Source organism: Williamsia sp. 1135, from assembly GCF_002095395.1.
Taxonomy (GTDB): domain Bacteria; phylum Actinomycetota; class Actinomycetes; order Mycobacteriales; family Mycobacteriaceae; genus Williamsia.
In genome coordinates, this window is record NZ_MJEI01000095.1 from 1 (window position 1) to 21,122 (window position 21,122).

27 protein-coding genes are annotated in these 21,122 nt (G+C 63.6%); 17 read left to right on the top strand and 10 right to left on the bottom strand.

Annotation, left to right across the window (positions count from 1 at the left end; translation table 11 throughout):
* Positions 1-256 (top strand): transposase (locus BFL43_RS14770; protein ID WP_084889703.1); only part of this gene is annotated, 256 nt, incomplete at its 5' end.
* Complete coding sequence (locus BFL43_RS14775; protein WP_084889697.1) at positions 253-1,191, top strand: IS3 family transposase; 939 nt, start codon at positions 253-255, stop codon at positions 1,189-1,191. The genes BFL43_RS14770 and BFL43_RS14775, both read left to right, overlap by 4 nt.
* Here the strand turns inward: BFL43_RS14775 and BFL43_RS28615 are convergent.
* The 4 genes from BFL43_RS28615 to BFL43_RS14790 form a co-directional block, all read right to left on the bottom strand.
* On the bottom strand, positions 1,139-1,456 hold the full coding sequence (locus BFL43_RS28615) for a hypothetical protein (protein WP_143695325.1): 318 nt from the start codon (positions 1,454-1,456) through the stop codon (positions 1,139-1,141). The two genes, BFL43_RS14775 and BFL43_RS28615, sit on opposite strands and share 53 nt — an antisense overlap.
* A gap of 160 nt (positions 1,457-1,616) precedes the next feature.
* On the bottom strand, positions 1,617-2,063 hold the full coding sequence (locus tag BFL43_RS14780) for a PLD nuclease N-terminal domain-containing protein (RefSeq protein WP_240498271.1): 447 nt from the start codon (positions 2,061-2,063) through the stop codon (positions 1,617-1,619).
* Between the two features lie 108 nt (positions 2,064-2,171).
* A complete protein-coding gene (locus tag BFL43_RS14785) occupies positions 2,172-3,551 on the bottom strand; it encodes a PQQ-binding-like beta-propeller repeat protein (protein ID WP_143695326.1) in 1,380 nt (459 codons plus the stop codon).
* Between the two features lie 2 nt (positions 3,552-3,553).
* On the bottom strand, positions 3,554-4,714 hold the full coding sequence (locus BFL43_RS14790) for a hypothetical protein (protein ID WP_240498272.1): 1,161 nt from the start codon (positions 4,712-4,714) through the stop codon (positions 3,554-3,556).
* Positions 4,715-5,098: 384 nt separating this feature from the next.
* On the opposite strand from BFL43_RS14790, the gene BFL43_RS14795 reads away from it, so the two are divergent.
* Entirely contained in the window at positions 5,099-5,311 is a 213-nt protein-coding gene (locus tag BFL43_RS14795; RefSeq protein ID WP_143695327.1) for a hypothetical protein, read from the top strand.
* 43 nt (positions 5,312-5,354) lie between these two features.
* Here BFL43_RS14795 and BFL43_RS14800 read toward each other — a convergent pair whose 3' ends face one another.
* Complete coding sequence (locus tag BFL43_RS14800; protein ID WP_084893289.1) at positions 5,355-6,500, bottom strand: hypothetical protein; 1,146 nt, start codon at positions 6,498-6,500, stop codon at positions 5,355-5,357.
* A gap of 237 nt (positions 6,501-6,737) precedes the next feature.
* On the opposite strand from BFL43_RS14800, the gene BFL43_RS14805 reads away from it, so the two are divergent.
* The 4 genes from BFL43_RS14805 to BFL43_RS14820 all read left to right on the top strand — a co-directional run bounded on the left by BFL43_RS14805 (position 6,738) and on the right by BFL43_RS14820 (position 10,017).
* Positions 6,738-7,766 (top strand): hypothetical protein, encoded by a 1,029-nt coding sequence (locus tag BFL43_RS14805; protein ID WP_084893290.1) that lies wholly within the window; start codon positions 6,738-6,740, stop codon positions 7,764-7,766.
* A 298-nt stretch (positions 7,767-8,064) separates the two neighbouring features.
* Positions 8,065-8,418, top strand: a complete 354-nt coding sequence (locus BFL43_RS14810) for a hypothetical protein (RefSeq protein ID WP_084893291.1) — start codon at positions 8,065-8,067, stop codon at positions 8,416-8,418.
* Between the two features lie 500 nt (positions 8,419-8,918).
* Positions 8,919-9,389, top strand: a complete 471-nt coding sequence (locus BFL43_RS14815; protein WP_084893292.1) for a hypothetical protein — start codon at positions 8,919-8,921, stop codon at positions 9,387-9,389.
* A 70-nt stretch (positions 9,390-9,459) separates the two neighbouring features.
* Positions 9,460-10,017: a dihydrofolate reductase family protein gene (locus BFL43_RS14820; RefSeq protein ID WP_084893293.1), complete on the top strand. Its 558-nt coding sequence runs from the start codon at positions 9,460-9,462 to the stop codon at positions 10,015-10,017.
* A 28-nt stretch (positions 10,018-10,045) separates the two neighbouring features.
* Here the strand turns inward: BFL43_RS14820 and BFL43_RS28990 are convergent, their stop codons facing one another.
* Complete coding sequence (locus BFL43_RS28990; protein ID WP_168176649.1) at positions 10,046-10,195, bottom strand: hypothetical protein; 150 nt, start codon at positions 10,193-10,195, stop codon at positions 10,046-10,048.
* A gap of 63 nt (positions 10,196-10,258) precedes the next feature.
* On the opposite strand from BFL43_RS28990, the gene BFL43_RS14825 reads away from it, so the two are divergent.
* The 3 genes from BFL43_RS14825 (at position 10,259) to BFL43_RS14835 (ending at position 12,601) form a co-directional block, all read left to right on the top strand.
* Entirely contained in the window at positions 10,259-11,224 is a 966-nt protein-coding gene (locus tag BFL43_RS14825; protein WP_084893294.1) for a glycine-rich protein, read from the top strand.
* Positions 11,225-11,404: 180 nt separating this feature from the next.
* Entirely contained in the window at positions 11,405-12,316 is a 912-nt protein-coding gene (locus BFL43_RS14830; RefSeq protein ID WP_143695328.1) for a hypothetical protein, read from the top strand.
* An 84-nt stretch (positions 12,317-12,400) separates the two neighbouring features.
* On the top strand, positions 12,401-12,601 hold the full coding sequence (locus tag BFL43_RS14835) for a hypothetical protein (RefSeq protein ID WP_084893296.1): 201 nt from the start codon (positions 12,401-12,403) through the stop codon (positions 12,599-12,601).
* Between the two features lie 28 nt (positions 12,602-12,629).
* On the opposite strand, the gene BFL43_RS14840 is transcribed toward BFL43_RS14835, so the two are convergent.
* The 4 genes from BFL43_RS14840 to BFL43_RS14850 form a co-directional block, all read right to left on the bottom strand.
* The gene (locus tag BFL43_RS14840) at positions 12,630-13,490 is read right to left on the bottom strand and encodes a hypothetical protein (RefSeq protein WP_143695329.1); all 861 of its coding nucleotides are present in this window, start codon (positions 13,488-13,490) and stop codon (positions 12,630-12,632) included.
* A gap of 144 nt (positions 13,491-13,634) precedes the next feature.
* Positions 13,635-13,961 (bottom strand): hypothetical protein, encoded by a 327-nt coding sequence (locus BFL43_RS14845; RefSeq protein WP_084893298.1) that lies wholly within the window; start codon positions 13,959-13,961, stop codon positions 13,635-13,637.
* Between the two features lie 112 nt (positions 13,962-14,073).
* Entirely contained in the window at positions 14,074-14,235 is a 162-nt protein-coding gene (locus tag BFL43_RS28995) for a hypothetical protein (protein WP_168176650.1), read from the bottom strand.
* A 161-nt stretch (positions 14,236-14,396) separates the two neighbouring features.
* Positions 14,397-14,834 carry an Hsp20/alpha crystallin family protein gene (locus BFL43_RS14850; RefSeq protein ID WP_084893299.1) on the bottom strand — a complete coding sequence of 146 codons (438 nt, stop codon included), beginning with the start codon at positions 14,832-14,834 and terminating at the stop codon, positions 14,397-14,399.
* 285 nt (positions 14,835-15,119) lie between these two features.
* On the opposite strand from BFL43_RS14850, the gene BFL43_RS14855 reads away from it, so the two are divergent.
* From BFL43_RS14855 to BFL43_RS14880, 7 genes are all read left to right on the top strand, one after another.
* Positions 15,120-16,424, top strand: coding sequence for an ATP-binding protein (locus BFL43_RS14855; RefSeq protein ID WP_240498273.1), 1,305 nt, complete (start codon positions 15,120-15,122; stop codon positions 16,422-16,424).
* Positions 16,421-17,164 (top strand): hypothetical protein, encoded by a 744-nt coding sequence (locus tag BFL43_RS14860; RefSeq protein ID WP_240498274.1) that lies wholly within the window; start codon positions 16,421-16,423, stop codon positions 17,162-17,164. Before BFL43_RS14855 ends, BFL43_RS14860 begins: the two co-directional genes overlap by 4 nt.
* A 47-nt stretch (positions 17,165-17,211) precedes the next feature.
* Positions 17,212-17,487 (top strand): hypothetical protein, encoded by a 276-nt coding sequence (locus tag BFL43_RS29485; RefSeq protein WP_240498275.1) that lies wholly within the window; start codon positions 17,212-17,214, stop codon positions 17,485-17,487.
* Positions 17,488-17,549: 62 nt separating this feature from the next.
* Positions 17,550-17,873 carry a hypothetical protein gene (locus BFL43_RS14865; protein WP_143695330.1) on the top strand — a complete coding sequence of 108 codons (324 nt, stop codon included), beginning with the start codon at positions 17,550-17,552 and terminating at the stop codon, positions 17,871-17,873.
* 215 nt (positions 17,874-18,088) lie between these two features.
* Positions 18,089-18,733: a LuxR C-terminal-related transcriptional regulator gene (locus BFL43_RS14870; protein ID WP_084893301.1), complete on the top strand. Its 645-nt coding sequence runs from the start codon at positions 18,089-18,091 to the stop codon at positions 18,731-18,733.
* A 125-nt stretch (positions 18,734-18,858) separates the two neighbouring features.
* On the top strand, positions 18,859-19,941 hold the full coding sequence (locus tag BFL43_RS14875; RefSeq protein ID WP_240498276.1) for an ATP-binding protein: 1,083 nt from the start codon (positions 18,859-18,861) through the stop codon (positions 19,939-19,941).
* Positions 19,938-21,020 carry a hypothetical protein gene (locus BFL43_RS14880; protein WP_206186678.1) on the top strand — a complete coding sequence of 361 codons (1,083 nt, stop codon included), beginning with the start codon at positions 19,938-19,940 and terminating at the stop codon, positions 21,018-21,020. Before BFL43_RS14875 ends, BFL43_RS14880 begins: the two co-directional genes overlap by 4 nt.
* Positions 21,021-21,122 lie beyond the last annotated feature (102 nt).

The window sequence follows — 21,122 nt, forward strand, 5'->3', positions numbered from 1 at the left end:
CCGTGATGGGGCGGTCCGGATCGTCGAGGAGACGGGTAAACCGATCGCCCAGGTCGCGCGCGATCTGGGGGTCAACGAGGGCACCCTGGGCAACTGGGTCAACCGTGCGCGCGCCGAGCGCGGCGGCGAGGATGAGGCGAGCGGCGATAGTGCTGCCGAGCTCAAGCGGTTGCGTGCCGAGGTGGCCGAGTTGCGGATGGAGCGCGATGTTTTAAAACGATCGGTGGTCCTGTGGGTGAAGGAGGCGACGAAGTGATGCTGGCCCGCTTCATCGCAGAGCAGAGGACCACCTATCGAGTGCCACATACGGTCACGTGCGCGCTGCTTGGCGTGAGTATGGCGTGGTTCTACAAGTGGTTCAAGCGTTCTCAAAAGCCGGGTGCAGCAACAGGATTGCATACCGCGCGTGACTATCGGCGCGACACGGTAGACCGCGCAGTCAAGGTCAAGTTCATGACATTGCGGGGCTTGCATGGTTCCCCGCGGCTGCACGTGGACCTGCGTGAGGACGGGTGGACAGTGAGCGAGAAGACGGTCGCGGATTCGATGCGCCGGCAGGGTTTGGTGGCACGCCGGATCCGTCGCCGAAACGGGCTGACCCGGCAGGACAAGACGGCACCGAAGTTCCCGGATCTGGTGCGCCGGAACTTCACCGCGACGCGTCCGAACGAGAAGTGGGTCGGCGATATCACCGAGATCCCGACTGCGGCCGGGAAGTTGTATCTGGCGACCGTGATCGACCTCTACAGCCGCCGATTGCTGGGTGCGGCCACCAGCGTGCATCCAGACGCACCGCTCGCGTGTGCAGCAATCGAGATGGCGGTGGCCACCCGAGGCGGTAAGCAGGCCATAAGGCGTGACGAGGAGTCCGAACGGGTCATCTTCCACAGTGACCGCGGGTCGACGTACACCTCCAACAAGTTCACCAAGCTGTGCCGTCGGATGGGACTCCGTCAGTCGATGGGCCGCGTCGGGTCATGCTTCGACAATGCCGCTGCCGAAGCGTTCTTCTCTTCCCTGGAGTGGGAGGTACTGTCACGCAACGATTTCGAGACTCTTGCCGGAGCCAAGGCCGGTGTGCTTGACTGGTGTTACGGCTTCTACAACCACGTCCGCCGGCACTCCACGATTGGGATGGTCAGCCCCATCGACTACGAGAACGCTGCAGTCGCGGAGCCCGAAGCCGCATAGAGGAGTCCTCCACGATTTGGGGGGAACCACAATTGGTGGTCTCGCTCGAGGAGTAGACATCCGCCATCACCACGCCGTCGAAGCGGGAGTACGAACCCGAATACGCCACATCGGTGCCCGCTCCGATCGACGGAGGCACGAAGGGCACATAGCGCTCACCGGCAAGCCATGTCACACCGCCGGCAATGAGGCTGGCAACAATGAACACCCACCACGCCGCATCACCCAACGTCCGCAAACGTTGAGAACCCCCACCATCAGACATACACGCACACTATGACGCAAGACCGGTTGGCGATTCGGCGGTACCGAATACATTGCGCCAGCAAGGCCAAGATAATTGGCCCCCCGCGTCGTTTGTTTCATCTCTTCAGACGACGCGAGAATTGCCAACGTAGGCTACTTGCAGTTGTCAGTTCACCCGTTTAGGTGGCGGATCCGTTCGTCCCTTCGCGGCGACGGCGTTCGAGCTCGGCCACACGGCGTTGCTCCTGCGCCCGCTCACGGACTTGTCGCAGGAATTCGGCGTCGGCCGCGGGGTCCTGCGGAATGAACCTGCCGGGTCGGTCGTATTCCGGAAATGCAGAGACCACCGCCGCTGATACCTGCGGCATACCTCGCCTGCCACCACGCCCCCGACGCCGAACCCTGCGCGCGCGTGGACGACCGAAGACCAGCCATACCAGCGTGCCGACAATCGGCACCGCCACCACGACCAGAAACCACGCCCACCGCGGCATCAGCCGAACTCCGGTGTCGTCGCGGCACAGCACATCGATCAACCCGATCACCAACGCCAGCAGCATCAACGCGATCGCCACCGATGTGTACGACAGAACTGGGCTTCCGATCAACGCAAGATCCAGCAGCACCCGCCCCACCCCTCATCCGGCCTGTAGACACATCGCGGCCCACCGGATAATTTCACGCTCGGCAACACACCGATAGCCATCGTTCAGTGGACATTCACAAGCGGGTGATCACAGCGGCGCCAGACCGATCATCCGGCGATCCGACGAGTAGATCCACCCGTCGCCATACCGCTGCGCCGCTCTACCGGTGGCGAAAGTCTCGGGATCGCTGGCGATCGAAGTGAACGGAGCTGTCCAGACCACCGAGCCGGTCCTGAGGTCGAACTCTGTCAGTGCGGTCCCGTCATTGCCGAGGAGCATGCGGCCGCCGGCGCCGGCCACGTCGAACGTCTGAGTCGCATCGTTGTGCCACAACTGTTTCCCGGTCCGCAGGTCGATGCCTGTATCGCTTTGGGTGTTCGTGTCTCTCAGGTAGATCGTGTCGCCCACGATGGCCGTCACGGCTCCTTGCGACCCACTGACGATGCTGGGATTGGTCCAGAGCAGCTCGCCGGACGAACGGTCGTACGCGGAATCCCCCAGCAGGATGGGCTCACCGGCGTCGTCACGGTGTTCGAGCATCGGCCTCTGCGCGGTTGCACTGTCGGTCGTGGTCAGCACCTTTCCGTCTGGTCCTCGGAGAAGCTGCCCGGACACCGAATTGTAGGAATCGCAGTCGCTATTGATCTGCGCCACAACGCCACCGGGTTCCAGACTCGCCTGCGAAACACAAACACCGTCGCCGGTCGTCCACAGCGGAGTCCCCGACTCAGCGTCGAACTGCGCCATCTGATTGCCGATCCGGACGAGTCCTACCCCATCGGTCACGGTCAGGACGTCGATGCCGTACAGGTCTTCGTAATAGCCGCCGATGTCGACCGGCTGCGACCAGTTCGCGGAAATGTTGTCGAAGGTCCCCGAATGCACGCGCACATCGCTGCCCTCGACACTCTCCTCGAGACTGCCCTCGGCGATGTACAGCGCGTCCGAGGTGGTCGTGAGGCCGTACACCGATTCGGGAACTGTCCGCCTCTCGGACACGCCTGAATCGATGTCGTAGGTGACGATCTCGTACTTGTCACTCATCGCGTAGCAGTAGATCTTCCCGCCGAGCGGGATATCGCTGCATCCGAGGAGATCGTGGGCGGGTGCCTGCCAGCGTGCAGTCCCGTCCTTTGCATCGACGCTGATCATGACCGGCTTGTCCAAGGCGAGCCCCTCGGTCGGACTACCAGCGATGGTGAGGAACGTGTCGCCGGTCAGAATGAAGCCGGGCTCACCGGAGTTGAACGATGAACCCAACCGTGGGTCGGTCAGACCGGCGAACGGACGATCGAGGTACTCGGCGGGATCGAACGACCACGCGAGCCCCGGTGTTTCCTCAGAGGTCCCGGTGATCTTCTTGACCGACGTCGGAGCGCGATCCGCCAGCACGATCGCTGCCGCGGAGACCGTCACCACTGCAGTCACCGCGGCGACGACCAGGGCCAAGGTGCTCTTACCGGGCACGTCTACAACTCCAATCCGGGTGTGAGCGCTATGGATTCGAGCTGGGACAACGGCAGGGCCTCGTCCGGTGACGGCGCTGTCGAACTCACCGAGATCTGGGTCCCTGCAGGTCGTGTCACGACGACGGAGTTGATCGCTTTACTGGTGTAGTCGTCGGGATTGGTCATTGATCTGCCACCGGAGAAGGAGACGTCTGTCTGCGCCACAGTCCTGTCGGCCAGTGTTCGCAGGGTCTTTTGGCTTCCGGCGCCCCGGACCGGGCGCTCCTCCACCGGAAGCTGCTTGCCACCAGTGATCGAGATGTCCAGCGCTGCGGTCGGTGTCACGTTCGGAACCCCCGTACACAAGAGAGCTTCCGAATACCTGCCGAGCTGCAGCGGCGGCAGAGTTGCACCGCCCAGGTCGATGGACGCAAGGACGGTGTCGAGCTTGCGCGCCTGCTCCCGGGTCACGGATGGACCGGAGTCATCGAATGAGCCACTGCGACAACCTGCCGACGGGGCGGGTGTGCCAGGAGGTACCGGGGTGCTGATGCGGAGCCGCGGGTCGGTAACGATGCGTACCAGGTCGTCGACCGACACCGGGATCGCGCCGCTGTTCTCACCGCCCGTCGTCCCAGATGCGTCGCTGGCCTGTGCGCTTATCCGCGACCCATCCGGCACGTAGGCGATCGCCGAGATGCTCAAGGTGCGTACCCCGTCGGTCTCGTGCCAGGTGTCCTGGACGTCGACCAGGACACCGTCGGGCAGCGTGCGTCGCTCATCGAGCGCGCCTGCCACACACGGGGGAATCGGTCTGGACGATTGCGCGACGCTGACGTAGAGGCCACCCTTGGCGTCACCGTTGGTCACCGAACCGTTTGCGGACGTATACCCGTCCGGTTGGTCCGGAGTGTCTTCGCCAAAGTCGGTGATTGGCTGAAAGACCAGCGATCGCTCCGGACTTGCGAACTCGATCTCCGCTCCGGACGGCAACAAGTCCGCCACGGCATTTGACATCTCCGTGGCTTTGGGGCCGTTGAACCACGGGAACTTCGGGTTGTCGTAGCTCGGTTCACCACTGGTGCCGGTGATCACCGAATAGCCTTCGTCCGGCGTTTCTACGACGTCGCACCCAGGTATCGGTGCACCCAGGTTGACGGGCTCTTCCACGATGTCGGGCATCTCGGCGCCGCGGGGTCAGGCTCCTGCGAAGAGGTCGTGGGTGCGGTCGTCAGTTCCGGGTCGGCCCGCGGTAACAACAGTCCGACCACGACGACCACCAACGCAACGACGGAAATCAGAATCAGCGCATAGGTCCATAGCCGCTTTGTATGCGCCGAAACCCCGTCGTCCATTCTTCTCCCCCGATAGTGGCCGCTCCGGAAGACATGTCGTCGACTTCGATATGCCCGTTACATTCAGCCCTTTAGGAAGGCTACTGAACTCGAGTTTGAATACCGGCTCTTCGCAGAAATTGCGGCCCGTGGGAGCAGTTGACTCGAGAACATTTCGCAGCAGCCTGTTTCAGTAGAGCGAAGATGTACGAGCGCCGGTAGATTAATGTCCGTGACTTTTTCTGGCAGCACACCCCCCGGTTCGTCGGCCCGCGCTGGACTTGCGTGGTTTTGCGTCGTCGCCGGCATCGCTCTGACCGCTCTCGTCGTCTACGACCTCGCCAACGGCGAACGCAACCCGAGCCTGTGGGTGGCGGTCATCTGCTGGCCGCTCGTCGCAATTTCCGGCGGCTTGCAGCTCATTCGTATCCGGGGCCAGAACTAACCTCTCGGCTCGCACCCACGACGTCGCCGATGGGGCGCGACCTCTACGTGTCGGTCGCTGGCTGGCGTCGGGTGACGATGACGATCGCAGCAGCGCACGCGGCGATCGTGACCACCGACAAGACCAGTTCTGTGGTGTTCGGCGCGTAACTGTCGAAACCCGACTCGCGCGAGCCGCCGAACGCTGCCATCAAACCGAACGTGATGCCGGTGACCGCATATAGCGTTGCCGGTGACGTGACGGCCACGGTGCTGAGAACTGCCGTCGTGGGCAGACAGGCTGCGATGAGATGGCCGCCGGCCGCCGGGACCACGAAAGCGGCGATGATTCCGATTACCTTCCAGGCTGATTGATCGCTGATGTTCACCAAGGTGCACACCAGGAGCATGCCCACCGCGACCAAGGGGTGCGGCATGCGGCGTCCGGTCCATATCCCGCCGATGATCAGAACGACGAATACCACGAGCACAGGCCACGATCCCTGCCACTTGGGCACAGTGGCCGCTGCGGCCCCTGTCGCGAGCACGGCGGCCAGGACCAAACCGTCCCGTCCGGACAGCCACAACACCCCACCGACAACCAGAGGTACCAGCAGGATTCCGTACCACCATGTGCTGGTACCGAGATCCGCGTCGTCGGCGAGGACCTCGGTGGCGATAAACCACCACCACAGCAGCACCGACGCAACCGGTATCGCGATCCCCAGCGCCAGCGCGCGGCCCGTACGTACCCCGGTAAAGAGAGGATCACTGTCAGAACTCTTCGAAGCCGTGAACCAGGACGCAGCCAGCAACAGGAGGGCGGCGGTGGCACCGATGACGAGGGGCCAGTCCGCGGGGGTGCCGACCGGGACGTTGTCGCCGGGGTACCCGGCCAGCGGACGGTATTGATCGAGCGGTCTGGCCAGGAATGCACCGGCCAGCGCTCCCCCGATGAGCGACGCCTGCAATGCGCTTCGGTCAACTGCGTTGGCAGCCACAGACCCCACCGCCGCGACCACCAACCCGGTGGCCACCGCGAGGCCATAACTGGACCATGTCGCCGAGGTGTCGATTGCAGCTATCACACCGAGTACCACGAATCCGGTTCCGCCGAGGACGACCGCGACGGCACGATCGCGCACCGCGGCGCTGACGACCACAGCGATCACGGCGGCCAGTGCGGCGCACGCCGTGTCGCCCTCGATCAACGCCCGCCACGGATCCTGGAGGTCGAAAAGTACGCTACCCCACCGAGTCGCGTCAGAAGTACGACAACGGCAACGAATCCGCCGACCGCTACGGCGGCAGGCGCCACCTGCTGCTTCACCATGGATGCAGTCTCGCAGACAATCCGACGCGGCGGACCTGCACTATGCGGGAAGAGTTGACTCCGAAGACTTTTCCGACCGACTGCCACCGCGCCCAACTTGTGTCACCGTTGATTCATGACTGCGTGGATCGAAGTGCTCAAGACGATGGTCGACGGCCCGCATGCGCCCATCCAGGGAGTCATCTCCCGATCGGGAGAGGTCCAGGGCGGCCTCTACGGCCACATGGGCGACATCGCACCCGTCTACGTCGCGGGTGTCGACGACCTGCAAGTGTGGCGCGATGGGCCAAAAGTCCGGGTGGAGACGGTGGCCGGCGATTTGGTCGTGATGACCGACGGCGAGACCGTGTGGCGGTTTGCCCGTCATGAGGAACTTCCGCTGCGAGGTGCCGCTCGGGAAATGTCATTCATCGGGCCAGGGAAAGAACTGCTCGTCACGCGCTCGGCCGGCGAGTGGGTCGGCGGCCGCTGGACGACGCCGACAGGACCGATCAGAGACATCGACTATCTGGGTCGCCCGTCTTGGTCGGTAGAACTCGCCCCGCCTCGCGACAAGGAGCCCTACGCCAGGCAATTGACCGTGGACCAACGCACAGGCGCGGTCCTGCAACAGCGCGTCGACGCTGCCGGGACCGCCGTCAGCTTCATCGAATTCACCGCCGGCATTCCGATCGATCCGGCGATGTTCGTCTGGACCGGCGAGATCGGAACCTCTCTGTCTTCCCGGCAGGGTGATTTCCACTCCGCGCAAACGCCGAGCGTCGGCGTACGTAAAGACGAACAGCACAACTGGTTCCGCGAACACGTCACCGATCACGATCTCGCGATCCCGGTCACCCTCGACCTGAACATGCACCTGCTCCGCTCACACGACGAGGACGGGTCGTTCGATGCGGCCATCGGCGAGTGGCCACTGGGGCGCCTGGCGCGGCGACCGCGCTCGGCCGACGAGTGGTTTCTCGGGTGGGACCTCCCCGTCGTCCACGCCTGGACGGCAGGGGATTTCGACTGGGTCGTCGGTATCTTCCTCGGCAACCTGAACACCGAATCCCTGGGCCTGTTGCAACGATTGCTGCACCCAGATGAGCCCGTGGCCGGAACTCCTCCTCTTGCACCGTGGAACGACGAGACCGGGTCACGCTGATCCGACAGCCCTCGCCCGCACCCGACGCGCGACGTGACCCGCCGCGGACGGTGCCGGCCGGCACCTGCGATGCTGCAGATATGACAGCGACCATGTCCAGGGCTCGCACCACGTCGCGTCGGCGAGGCCGCCGAAGGTTGTTGGTCACAGTGCTTGTCGGAGTCGTCGTCGCCGGGTGCCAGAGCAGCGAAGATTCTTCGGCGCAACCTTCTGCACGGGAACTCGGCGACGACGAATCCCTCATCATTCGAACCGATTCCGCGATGATGCACTCTGGGGACGGGTACTCGCCGAAGCGATGGCGCCGATAGTCGCCAGTACCGAGGGCGACGAGTACGTTGCCGAGCTCATCCCTGTCGACAACCGGCTCTACGACGGCATGACGATCAAGGGGCTTCTCGACAAGTTCTCCCCGCCCGGGCCACCCTCCTACGTGTACGTCGTCGACAGGATCGCCCTGAACAATCCTGAACATCCGATCCTGGTCATCGACACCGGCAGTGCGGAATACGGCACACGAGGACTCGTCGTCCGAGTGATCCCCAAGGAAGTCGCATCAATTGAAGCCAACCTGTCGATCGGCAACACGGGTCTTATCGACTATAAAGACGCTGCAGACCGCGACGGAGTTTTCCGGGGCTTTCAGCAATAGCCGGAGTCAATCCGATCAATACGGTCGATTCTGCGGTGGAGACGGGAGAACCCGCTGGTCATTCCACCAAAGAGCGGCCAGCGGGTCTCGTCGTCACGCAGAGATGATCAGATCAGACCGAGGTCTGAGAGAAATTTGTAGAGCTGGTAGATGCCGATAATTGTTCCCACTGATCCCACTGTAAATCCCCGATTCCTTTTGTGGTTGCGCGGCAATTACCTACGCGCACGAACTTTATCTGCTGAGACCCAACCACGGAACCGACTTGTGGTGCGGTTCACTTGGTCCAATCGGAAACGGTCGACGCGGCCAGCCGGCGAGCGTGTGGTTCTTGCGGCATCGCCCGAGACGCGTTCGCAGGAAGTACACGCTCGACCGTGAGTTGGCGGCAAGTGCCAGGCTTGAGGAAACGACTGTGGTCGTCCGCCATCTCCCCATCACGCGAACGTACCCTGCGAAAATCGTTCGACCCCACCCGCACCAGGTGACACCCTCGAGCCATGTGGTCCTTCCCCGAGCCTGAGTACGAGCAAGTACTGACGGCCTCATGGACCCTGGGCGAGTCCGTCCAGGTGGCGTCATCGGACCTGCCCGACCCGTGGCGCAACGCACTGCACCGACTGGGCCGGGATCTGCACGTGCGTCACTACGCGGGCACCATCGATCGGATCGACTGGGTCGCCCGGTACGACGCCCTCAACGGTGGCGTGATGCTGCTCAGCAGCGTCACGGTGGCAGGTCGCGGACCTGACGGGCTCGGCATGAGCGGGTGCGTACCCCAGCTCGTGGACGACGAGGAGACGATCCTCGCGTGCATTGCCGACCTCATTCAGGACCAAGTGGCCCGCGCCCATGTGGCCTGGCCATGGCGCGACACCGGCGGTTTCATGTCGGCGGAACTGCACGAGGGTCGTGCGGTGTGGTCGGACAACGGTCGGCGCATCGCGATCGGCCAGTTGAAGCCGAAGTGACGAGCCAGCATCCGATGAGTCCGACGGCCGTCAGTGGTCTACATTCCTGACCACCCGACGAAGGAGCGACATGGGGATCTTGACCTACGGCATGCACGTCTCACTGGACGGCTACATCGAGGACCCGGCCGGGAGTATCGACTTCTCAGCTCCGGACGAGGAGGTACACCGGATCGCCAATCGTCAGGCCAAGGACACCGCGGCGTTCCTGCTCGGACGCGGGTTGTACGAGATGATGGAGGAGTTCTGGACCGATCCCGAGCGTGCCGACGGCGGTGAGGTCGAGGCGGAATTTGCACGGGCATATACGGATACGCCGCGGATCGTCTTCTCCGACACGCTGGACTCCGTACCCGACGGCTGCCGGCTCGTGCGCAGCGCGGACGCCCATGCCGAAGTCGAGCGCCTCAAGTCGGAGACCGACGGCACGCTGAGCGTCGGCGGCGCGAGGTTGGCGGCGTCGCTGGTCGACCTGATCGACGAGATCGAGCTGTTCGTCGTGCCGACCATGTTGGGCGGCGGCAAACCGTTCTATGCACCCGATCAGCGCCTCGACCTGACGCTGGAAGAACACCGGGTCTTCCCTGCTTCGGGATGGATTTATCTGCGCTACAACGTCTCTCGTTAGAGCTTGAGCGAAGGTTGGCTGGCCACCTTCATCGATCGATGGACGGGTGTTCGGTCTGCTGACGCAGTTCGGCCAGCTCGCGCCGGATCTTGTCCACCTCGGCACCACCGAAGCGTGCCCTGCCCGGCTGCTCCGGTGGCCGATAGCTGATCCTGATGGCGACACCACCTCTTTTCACGCATCTACTCGCGCAAACCTTAATTCTGTTAGCGTCACACTTTAACGAATAGGAGCCACGCGGATGTCACGATTGCCGACTGATGTCGAACCACATCCTTCACCAGCTCGACCGAGCCGAGCGTGGCGCCGCCGCAGTGTGGTGGCCGCCTGCGTAGTAGGAACTGTCGGGGCCCTGGCTTCAGCGCCCACCGCATCCGCGGCACCGCTGCCGAGCGAATGCGTACAGCCGATCGGCAGCAACCTCGTCACCTGCGCGTTCGACACCGCGGGTGAACACGAACTGACTTTGCCCGACGGCATCACCTCCATCACCGTCACGGCCGTCGGCGGGTCTGGTGGTGACGCTGACGCGTACAACCAACTCACCGGGGAGACCTTCCACTCCGACGGCGGGGTGGGCGCTGTCGTCACCTCCTCGATCGCCGTCACGGAACCGACCGTGTACGCGTTTGTCGGTGGTGACGGCAGCCAGAGCAACATTGTCCTCGAACGATCCCCCGGAGGATTCAACGGCGGCGGACAAGGTGGATGGTTCCATTCCGACGTAAGTGGCTTCGACGGAACAGGAAGCGGCGGTGGCGCGTCCGACGTTCGCACCGCAGGCCGCGATCTGCAGTCCCGGAGGGTAATCGCTGCCGGCGGCGGCGGAGCAGGCGGAGCCGTGCCGGCCCCCGGCGGAGACGCCGGTAGCGCGGGCCCCAATTTGCGCAACCTCACCGGAGGGCAGGCGGGTACTGCGACCAGCGGCGGCGCCGGCGGTGACGACGGCGCCGCGGGCGCGCTGGGCCAAGGAGGCGCAAGCTATAACCTCGGCTTCGGTGGTGGCGGCGGACTGTACGGCGGAGGCGGAAGCGGCTACGTCGGCGGCGGCGGTGGTTCCTCGCTCGACCCCGACGGCCCCGGACCGACGCTCGCCGCCCGCGGCACCGCTCCATCGGTCACCATCACCTTCACATCCACAGCACCCCCAACACCCCCGTGCAGCGGATCGGTGTGCCTGACACCCGGGATGTTCGGCAGCAGCTGAACAACATCCAGCCGAAACCGGCCACACCAAACCAGGAGCCAAGCTCCGCAGCACAGCCTGCGCCCACCGAGCCACGCCCTCGACCTCTGTCAGAATTTAATAGTGCCTTGACTCTAATGAATATTCCTGCCACCTTGATGTCGGAGAGTTCTTGCTGATCAAACGATGAGGTGGCCCGCGATGAGCGCGACAAGCGAGACCGGCACTCGCACGAGACCATTGCGCAGATGGCGCACTTGGAGTGCAATCGCTACCGCAGCGATACTCGCTGTCGGGGCCCTGGGCTCTACACCCACGGCTGTCGCCGCACCCACGGTGACGCTGTATCTGGCGGGCCTCGAACCCAATCGGGTGTTTTCGTTGCCGGGTACCGGCGGAGCAGTGACCACGCTTGCCGAGGGCACACTCACCGACGACATCGCATTCGCCGACGGCACTCTCTTCACCACCGACCCTCGGGGCAGTGTCCTTTCGATTCCAGCTGCGGGCGGTCAGCTCACCACCGTTGCCGATGGTCTCGACCTTCCGACCGGCGTGGCCGAATCCGGTGGGACGCTCTTCGTCGTCGAATCCAACGCAGGCCGGATCCTTGCCATCCCGACCACCGGCGGCACCCCTCGCGTCGTTGCCGAGGGTCTCGAGGCTCCCGGGCCGATCGCGGTGTCGGGCGAAACGCTGTACATCGGCGAGTCGGGCGCGCAGCGGGTTGTGTCGGTTCCGACCAGCGGCGGCCAGCCCACAGTGCTCGCAGAGTTCAATGGCGGAACAACTGGAGTTGCACTGTCCGGCAACTTGATTTACGTATCCCTCACCGATCGCGTGGTCTCACTACCGGTCGGCGGCGGTCAACCCACTCTGGTCGTCGACGGCCTGTTCAGTGCGACAGGCCTCACCACGGTCGGCAACACCTTGTACATCGCTGAGCACTACGGCTCGAAGGTCGTCTCGGTCCCGAGAACTGGTGGCACGACAACCGTTGTCGCCGACAACCTCGGAAATCTCACCGCGATTGCCGCCTCCAGCACCGAAGGCCCACCCTCACCGTGCGGAGGCTCGGTCTGCCTCGGTCCCGGTAGCTTCGGGAGTAGCTGACCCGACCGTTGGAGTGCGCCGCCGCGATGCCGGCGTGAGCCCTAGGGTGTCGGCGTACCGATTGGCGGGCACATCCAGTCCCAGGTGTCCACGCAGAGTGTCGGATGTGTAGTCGGCCCAGGCGACACCACGCTCGACGAGATCGAGCTGTTCGTGGTGCCGACCGTCGTGGGCGGCGGCAAACCGTTCTGTGCACCCGATCGGCGCCTCGACCTGACGTTAGAAGAGCACCGGGTCTTCCCTTCTTCGGGATGGATGTACGTGCGCTACAGCGTCTCTCGTTAGAGCTTGAGCGAAGGTTGGCTGGCCACCTTCATTGATCAACGGACGGGTGTTCGGTCTGCTGACGCAGTTCGGCCACCTCGCGCCGGATCTTGTCCACCTCGGCACTACCGAAGCGCCGGACCTGCATGGAGAGGACAGCGTCGGCGCCGGTGTCGCTCACGCCCAGGAGGTCGACGACCGCCGTCCTGGCCTGCTGGTTATCAGCCGTGCCGGCAACGGCACTCAGCAGATCCTGCGGCCGCTCCAGCGCAGTGACCAGGGCGCTCAGAATCTCAATTCGGTTGGCAGCCTGCGCCCGCGGATCATTTCTATCGGGATCTGCGTCGGCGATCGGGCCGTCCCAGGTGAAACGTTCGCTCTCGATCTGATCGTGAACCGCCAGGTTGGTGACCTGCAAGAGGCCACCGTTCGGGCTACGCAGCAGCACGAGGATCCCGGTGCCGTCGTCAAAAGCGAGTTCGATGGTGTCGTCACCTTTCGGGGTCACCAACTCTGTGGACCACGCTGCCCGGCCATCCTTCTCGACGGCTTCGGCTTCACGGGTCACCCGCGTGCGAGTGCTCATCTTTCTCAGGAGCGAGTCCTCACCGAGGAGATCGAGTGGACTGAACATGGACCCCACCCAGGCCATCCGGATACGCCCCGAGGCCTGACGCCGCATCTCGCCGTCGACGAGCACCGTCACCGTACCGTCGGCCGACGCAAGATAGACCACCTCGCCGTCACGTTCGATACGCCACTGCCCACCGCCGCCGTGCCAGAACTCGAACTGCTCGTCGAAGGGTCCGTCCTGCCTGTTCTTGCCGGAGACACGCAACGACCCCGACACCGACAGGGCACTCGCAGCGATATTGCGCCCGACCAATTCCACCCACGATGGTGTTCTCATCGGCTCAGGATACGAGCCGTTCGGCAGCAGCTGATCAACGTCCAGCGGCAATCTGCTCCAGTTATAGGAATCCGCTCCACTTCCAGTGTTCTGGAAGTGGAGCGGATTTACGAAAGTGGAGCAGGTGCCCGTACCTAGTGCCGGCTACACCTGCGGCGGGATATCTCGCTGCGACAACCGCACGCGACTCGGCGGCAGGACACCGGGCAGAAAGTAGTAACCCTGGGGTGACTGCGTGAGATCGTCGGCCTCGACACCACGGACCTCCCACACATCGACGTCGCCACCGGTGTTGTTCATCCGCACAAACCAGTCCCGCTCCCACTCGTTGGCTGCGAGAAAACACCCCTGCTGCTCGGGTTCTCGGCTTCCCGCGATACCTGGCGCTGCCCCCATGCGGCTCCAGTCCAACCCGTACTGCGAGATGGACACACGATTCAATACGGATGACACGTGGTAGCGGATAGACATTCTCGAAGACTAAGACGCGCGGCTGAAAACGTCGAGCCGATTTCGCCGGGCTCAACCGGTCGAAGAGGTCGCCACCGCCGCTCAGAAGTCATGTCCATCAACATCGTCTGGATCAGCGCGGCACGCCGAAGATCAACGCTCCGGCGAATGCGCCGAACACAGCCAGAGCGGTGAGCCACCCCCACCATCCAGGGCTGGGCTCGTCGTCGCGGAGCCTGGCATCACTGCGCGTGACCGGCGAGGTCCAGGGCACTGTGGAGGGATAGTAGGGCATGGGTGTCTCCTTTCTGACAACTAATCAAAGCTCGCAAGGAACAACGGCGACGTGGCAGGTGGTATTCCGGGCATGCATCGAAAAGTGGTGTCGCCCAAATACACCTGAGCGACACCACTTCGACGGACCCGGCCGCCGGGCCTTCTCTTCGGCGCGGGTCGTCAGCCGGAGGATGCCTCGATGGAATTCTGATGGTCGGCCTGTTCGATCTCCACGCGGCGTGGCTTGGCTATCTCTGCGATCGGGATCGTGATCGACAGAACACCATTTTCGTAGCGCGCCGTGATGCCGGCCGCGTCGATTCCGTCGCCGAGGGACAGCTGCCGGCGATAACTTCCGAAGGGCCGTTCGTTCGTCAGCCACTGGACGCCGTCTTCAGAGCGGGCAGTGCGCTCCGCCGACAGGGTCAGCACCCCGTTCTCCACGCTGGCGTCCACCGATCCCGGATCGACGCCGGGTAGGTCTGCGGTCAGCAGATAGTGACCGTCGAGTTTGCACAGGTCCATCGGCATGAACCGAGGAGTTCGAGACGATCCCGCCGCTTGCAGCAACCCGCGGGTCGACGCATCCACATCACCGAAAGGATCAAAACGAAGCACAGCAACCCACCTCCTACGTCACTCGCTGCCCGCCACCGGTTGCCGGGCGACCAATCACTGTGCATCACATTTTTAGCACTCCAGCCGTCCGAGTGCCAAGTGTTTCTTAGACATTCTCTATTGGGATAGACTGCCGCACAGCGCTATTGGCGAGCAGTGATGCCCGCCGTAGCCCGCATCCTGCAAACACCCGCATCGTCTGCAGTCATGAGCTCTGCTCATAAGGCCCGGCCGAGGTGACCGTGATGAGGCATGATCGCTGCAGGGTCGGGCAGGGAAGGGATCATGAACGCGACGAGAAAAGTCTCCGTGGTCGACGACCGTTCATCCGTCGATCCGGCACCGGAGACGATGCACGACACGCTTTCATCTGCCCAGATTCCCGTCTCGACGAATCCTGGGGGCAAGACAACCGACTTACCGGGCATCACCGAGAACCTCGATCGGATCCTGCGCATGCTGGCTCGGCTCGTCAGTGTCGGATACGTCGCGTATCTCGTCTTCCTGTTGCCACCTATCATCGTCAAGTCGGCGCGCCTGGACGCCTGGTGGACGCCGCTGACGGTGGTCACCGTTTTCGGCCTCGGTTTCCTGCCCGGAGTGTTGTCATTCAGGTCTGACACTCGGCCGATGCGCCTAAGCGCGGCGGCCGCAGCCCTGGCTTTTCTGCTGTCGATTGTCACCTGGCCGCTCGCCTGGAACGGTCCAGACCTTGCCTCAGGTGACGCGTTCTGGCTTGCCGCTTTCCCTGGACTGGCAAGCTTGACCGCGATCATCGCGTGGCCGGTCTGGCTGACCGTCATTCACCTCATCTCGGGCTGCGTCGGCGTCATGGCGATCACCACTGTCGCCCGCGGCGGATCGTCCGTAGTGATGCTGTTCACCGAAATCGCCTTCGCGATTATGTTCTGCACACTTTTCGTCGGCGGAGCAGCGATGGCGATTCGCACCGGGAAGCTACTCGATTCCACCACTGAATCTTCCTACCGGGCCGCCGCATCAGCTGCGGCACAGCGCGCGCGAACGGTCGAACGCGAACGTATCGATGCATTGATTCACGACAGCGTTTTGTCGGCCTTGCTCGCCGCCGCTCGTGGCCAGCCCCAATACCTTGTCGGTCCTCTGGCCCGGTCCGCGCTCGCCGGTCTCGACCCGCTCAGCACGCACGGTGGGCCTGACGAACTCTTCGCTCTCAGAGAAGCGATCGCGCACCTCCGGGCTGCAGCGGCCCACGCCGATGACCAGGCGACCTTCGATATCCTGCCGAACGGCACAACCGGGCCGGAGTCGCTGCCGGCAGATGGCGTACGCACCATGGGATCTGCAGTTGCAGAAGCATTGCGCAACAGCGTCCTACACGCCGGCTCCGACGCCGTGCGCGCCGTGACGGTGCACGTTTCCGAGCATGTCTTCAGCATCGACGTCACCGACGACGGGATCGGGTTCGATTCCACCTCCATCGCACCACACCGACTGGGTATCGCCGTCAGTATCATCGGCCGCATGCGCGGCTTGCCGGGTGGCTCAGCCTCGGTTGAGAGCAAACCCGGTATCGGCACCCGGATCCACCTCGAGTGGACGCTTTCTTGAACACCGGCAACGCCTCCGACATCCGCGAAATGCTCGGCCTCCGCACCGCGGCCGCACGGGTACTGGTCGCTGCTTTCGTCGCCACGTACGCACTGATCGCCACGACAGCCAGCCCACCCGGGAGCCTTTGGTACGAACTCACCGCGTGGTTCATCATCAGCCTGGCCGCTATCGCGCTCGTCGTGGTCCGAGGCGACCCACTACCGATGCTGATAACCGCTGCTCTGACCACGTCCGGTGTAGTGGCAATGAACGTGATTCTGTTGGCGGTCCACCCGCCGGTCTCGGGTCTACAGCTATGGCCACTGTCAGCGGTCACCGCCATCTATACCTATATGTGCGTACGCGGCCGGACGACCTGGGCGTGGATAGGCATGCTCGCAGTTCTCGCGAGCTATGTGATGTGGGCACAGCGGACCGGCATGGGATACGTGACCGGGCTGCAACTGTCGGTAATCAACTTCGCGCCGCTCGTGACGGCGACGTTCTTCGGATGGACGATCCGCCCCGCTGCCCAGAATATTTTTCGCTACGTAGACAAACCACTGTCCGTGCCGCGGCCGAAGCGGCAGACGCGGCCGTCCTCGACGAGCGCGACCATAGACTCACCCAGCTCGATGAACTCACCCGGCCTCTGCTCGAGCGCTTGGCGGGCTACGGCTCCCTCACGGACGACGACCGGACAACAGCAGGACTACTCGAAGCCCACCTCCGCGACACTCTTCGGGCGCCAACTCTGACGACACCTGCGATCACCCGCGCCGTCAACCAAGCACGCTCGCGCGGAGTGGAAGTGGTGATGCTCGACGACCACGGACTCGACGACGTTCCCGCCGACCCTCGGGACCAACTACTCGACCGCGTCCTCGACACTATCGCCGCCGCCGATTCCGGCACGGTGACGATTCGCATCCTCCCGCCACGACGCGAGGCGCTGCTCACTATCGTCCACCGGACGACCGATACACTCAGTCGCTTCGAATTCCGTCTCGATGGGGAGCTGACCCGCCGTGATTCACCTATTCGAGCTACACCCCATACGAAAGTGATTTGGCACGATTGAAGGCAGGGAACTGTCGTCGGGGGACGCGAGTTCATAGGTCGTTCGCCATGAGGAGCGCGTACGTGAAAGCAATTCCCGAAAGTCGTGCGCAAACGCTGCTGTCGTCGATCGAAGCATCCTTGCGAGAAAGCGGTCAGTACCTTGCCCGCTGCGAGGGAGCCGACACCGCTCGCGTTCAGGAGATTCGGTCGGCCGGGCGCCGTGTCGGCCGTACTCTCGGCTGGTCAGTACGCACCGTCGTTTCGCCGCCGGCTCCTGACAGGACGGTCAACGTCACGGTTGTGGTGCTGAAGTCAACGCCCTTGCATGAAGAACTGATGCGCATCCGCGACCGGAAAGCAATGCAAAAGGTCATCAACGGATTCAAGGCCGGGCTGTATTCGTAGCTCTATGTAATGCCGCGCCGGGTTGCGCCGATGAGCATCCGAGTGGCGATGTCGCTGAGAATTCACTCGACAAGCGTTGAGCACGGCGCTGCCGTAGCTGTTCCTACGTTCGTATGACAGCGATGATCGCCGCCTGCGGGCGTGGCGTCAGACACACACGCTGTCCTGCGATGCTGGATGATCAAAGCACGACGAAAGGGCGGTGCATGAGTTCCATGAGGAAAGTCGGTGTCATCGAAGACCACTCATCAGTGGTGCTGGGCCTCCGGGCAATGATGGCCGACCATCCTCATCTGGAGGTCGTAGCGACCGCGGGAACAGTTACCGATCTGCTCGCCCAAGGTCTCGACCTCGATCTCGTCCTGCTTGACCTGAGACTGTCGGATGGGTCCTCCCCTTCCGCCAACGTCGAGCAATTACGCGCTGCCGGTCTCGAGGCTTTGGTCTTCACCGGAGCCGAGAACCCGTACCTGGTCCGACAAGCCGCCAAAGCCGGCGTGCTGGGCGTCGTGCGGAAGTCGGAGCCAACGGACGTCGTGGTCGCAGCCATCTCCGCGGCCGCCGAAGGACGCCAGGTGGTGACCACCGAGTGGGCCGCAGCGATCGACGGCGACCCGGGACTCGCCGACGTCGAACTGAGTCCGCGCCAGCGAGACGTTCTGGCTCTGTACGCATCAGGTGAACAAGCCGATCGCGTGGCGCGAATGACCGGTTTGTCGCCGAACACGGTCAACGACTATCTCGCCCGGATCCGAGTCAAGTACGCTCAGGCCGGCCGCCCGGCGGGTTCGAAGGTGGAGTTGTATCAGCGGGCCGTCGAAGACGGACTCCTCCCAATGCCCGAACACCCCCGTCGATGAGCATCCTCGCATCTCGCCAGCTCATGTCCCGTGCGGTGTCTGTCAGCGGGGAAAATGTCGATCGAATACTGCGTATGGTGGCCCGTCTGGTAAGCGTTGGATACGTCGCTTATCTCACTTTGCTGATGCCGTCGATCGCAAGCGAATCGGCCCGGATGGCCCCATGGTGGACCCCGCCCACCGTGATAGCGGTGTTCGGTCTCGGCATACTTCCCGGTGTTCTGTCCTTCCGGTCCAACGTCCGCCTCATCAGGGTAGGGGCGGCCGCCGCAGCGCTGGCCTTCTTGCTCGCCGCAGCCGTGTGGCCTTTTGCCTGGAAAGGCCCCGATCTCGCTGCGGGCGATGCGTTCTGGCTCGCATCCTTCCCTGGGCTGGCGAGCCTGGCAGCGATCGTCGCGTGGCCGATCTGGGCAGCTTTCCTTTACATGGTTGTGAGCTGCACCAGCGTCATGGCGATCACGGCCGCTGCGCGCGGCGGCTCGTCCTTCGGGATGCTGCTCACCGACATCGCATTCGCGATCATGTTCTGCACCCTGTTCGTGGGGGGAGCCGCGATGGCGATACGAACTGGACGACTACTCGATTCCACCACCGCCATGTCGCATCAAGCCGCGGCCAGCGCGTCGGCGCAGCACGCGCGGAGGGTGGAGAGCGAACGCTTCGATGCCTTGGTCCACGACAGCGTGTTGGCATCGCTTCTTGCCGCGAGCCGTGGCCAGCCACCGACCGTCGTCGGCCCGCTCGCGGAATCGACGCTGACCGAACTCGACGCGCTGCACTCTCCTCCGGTGCTGCACCCGGTGTTCTCCACCGACGAGGCGATCACACACTTGCGGTCTGCATCCGCCGACGCCGACGACCGTGCGACCTTCGATGTACAACACATCGACAGCAGCGCGATCGAGCAACTTCCCGCGGACGACGTGCGCGCCGTCGGATCTGCCCTCTCCGAGGCCCTACGAAACAGTCGCTTACACGCGGGTAGCAACGCCTGCCGGACCGTGACCGTGAGACTGTCCGAGGCCCTGCTGACGGTCGATGTGGTCGACGACGGTGAGGGTTTCGACACCACAGCCGTTGCTCCGAATCGTCTTGGTATTGCGGTCAGCATCATTGGCCGTATGCGACGCCTGACCGACGGCTCCGCACATGTACAGAGCAGCCCGGGATCGGGAACACGAGTGCACCTCGAATGGCCGATCCCATGACCGAGACGACAACACCCGACGTTCATGAGGTACTCGGGTTCAGAACCAGCGCGGCCAGGCTGCTCGTCGGAGCATTCGTCGTCACCTACGCCCTGATTGCCGTGAACACCAGCCCACCAGGAAGCATCTGGTTCGAGCTCACCGCGTGGCTCATCATGAGCCTGGCGGCAGTAGCTCTCATCACGGTGAGGGGAGACCCGCTACCGATTCCGATCACCGTCGCTTTGACCGCCTCTGGTGTGGTGGCGATGAACCTCGTTCTGTACAAGGTGGACCCGCCGATCTCGGGCCTGCAGCTGTGGCCGTCATGGGCGGCACTCGCCATCTACATCTATATGTGCGTGCGGGGCCGGGCAGTGTGGGCGTGGATCGGAATGATCGCCATTCTGGGATCCCACATGCTGTGGGGGCAACGAATGGGGATCGGTTACGTGGAAGGTTTGCAGCTGTCGGTGGTCAAGCTGGCGCCGCTGCTCATGGCAACGTTCTTCGCGTGGAGGATCCGGCCTGCCTCCCGCCGGGTTTTCGAACTTCGTGAGCAGGCCACGCTGCGGGTCGCAGCTGAAGCTGCAGACAAGGCCGTGCTCGAGGAACGTGACCGCAGGTTGGCCCAGCTCGACGAAGTCGCCCGGCCACTTCTGGAGCGTTTAGCCAGAGGCGATCCTCTCGCCGACGATGACCGGCTCACAGCCAGACTTCTCGAAGCCCACCTCCGCGATACGTTGCGGGCACCCGCGCTGGCCACACCTGCGATCGGGAACGCCATCGAAGCAACCCGTTCCCGCGGTGTCGAAGTGGTGATGCTCGACGATGGTGGGCTCGACGGCAAACCTGTATCAGTCCGAGATCGCCTGCTGAACAACGTCCGCGACGCCCTGGACGGCGCGGACACCGGGACTCTGACAATTCGCGTACTGCCGCCGCACCGCGAGACACTGCTGACGGTTCTGCACACCACCGACAACGACATCACCCGCCTCGAATACGGGCAGGACGGTCAATTGATGCCCGCCCAGCGTGCCGATAACGCAGACGAGCGTGCCCATGTCGACGTCGAGTGGGCCGTAGATCCTGCATGACAACAATTTTTCGGCACGGTCGAGGGTAACTACGGCACGGTCGAGGGTTACTAGGGCACGGTCGAGGGTTACTAGGGCACGGTCGACGGTCAGGTACTGGAT

Coding starts and splice junctions, on each gene's coding strand:
- BFL43_RS14815 (WP_084893292.1), top strand. CDS start 8,919: ATGTGGTCCTTCCCCGAGCCTGAGTACGAGCAAGTACTGACGGCCTCA.
- BFL43_RS14820 (WP_084893293.1), top strand. CDS start 9,460: ATGGGGATCTTGACCTACGGCATGCACGTCTCACTGGACGGCTACATC.
- BFL43_RS14805 (WP_084893290.1), top strand. CDS start 6,738: ATGACTGCGTGGATCGAAGTGCTCAAGACGATGGTCGACGGCCCGCAT.
- BFL43_RS14830 (WP_143695328.1), top strand. CDS start 11,405: ATGAGCGCGACAAGCGAGACCGGCACTCGCACGAGACCATTGCGCAGA.
- BFL43_RS14840 (WP_143695329.1), bottom strand. CDS start 13,490: ATGAGAACACCATCGTGGGTGGAATTGGTCGGGCGCAATATCGCTGCG.
- BFL43_RS28995 (WP_168176650.1), bottom strand. CDS start 14,235: ATGCCCTACTATCCCTCCACAGTGCCCTGGACCTCGCCGGTCACGCGC.
- BFL43_RS14790 (WP_240498272.1), bottom strand. CDS start 4,714: ATGCCCGACATCGTGGAAGAGCCCGTCAACCTGGGTGCACCGATACCT.
- BFL43_RS28615 (WP_143695325.1), bottom strand. CDS start 1,456: ATGTCTGATGGTGGGGGTTCTCAACGTTTGCGGACGTTGGGTGATGCG.
- BFL43_RS14875 (WP_240498276.1), top strand. CDS start 18,859: ATGCCGTCGATCGCAAGCGAATCGGCCCGGATGGCCCCATGGTGGACC.
- BFL43_RS14880 (WP_206186678.1), top strand. CDS start 19,938: ATGACCGAGACGACAACACCCGACGTTCATGAGGTACTCGGGTTCAGA.
- BFL43_RS14825 (WP_084893294.1), top strand. CDS start 10,259: ATGTCACGATTGCCGACTGATGTCGAACCACATCCTTCACCAGCTCGA.
- BFL43_RS14845 (WP_084893298.1), bottom strand. CDS start 13,961: ATGTCTATCCGCTACCACGTGTCATCCGTATTGAATCGTGTGTCCATC.
- BFL43_RS14855 (WP_240498273.1), top strand. CDS start 15,120: ATGAACGCGACGAGAAAAGTCTCCGTGGTCGACGACCGTTCATCCGTC.
- BFL43_RS14810 (WP_084893291.1), top strand. CDS start 8,065: ATGGCGCCGATAGTCGCCAGTACCGAGGGCGACGAGTACGTTGCCGAG.
- BFL43_RS14870 (WP_084893301.1), top strand. CDS start 18,089: ATGAGGAAAGTCGGTGTCATCGAAGACCACTCATCAGTGGTGCTGGGC.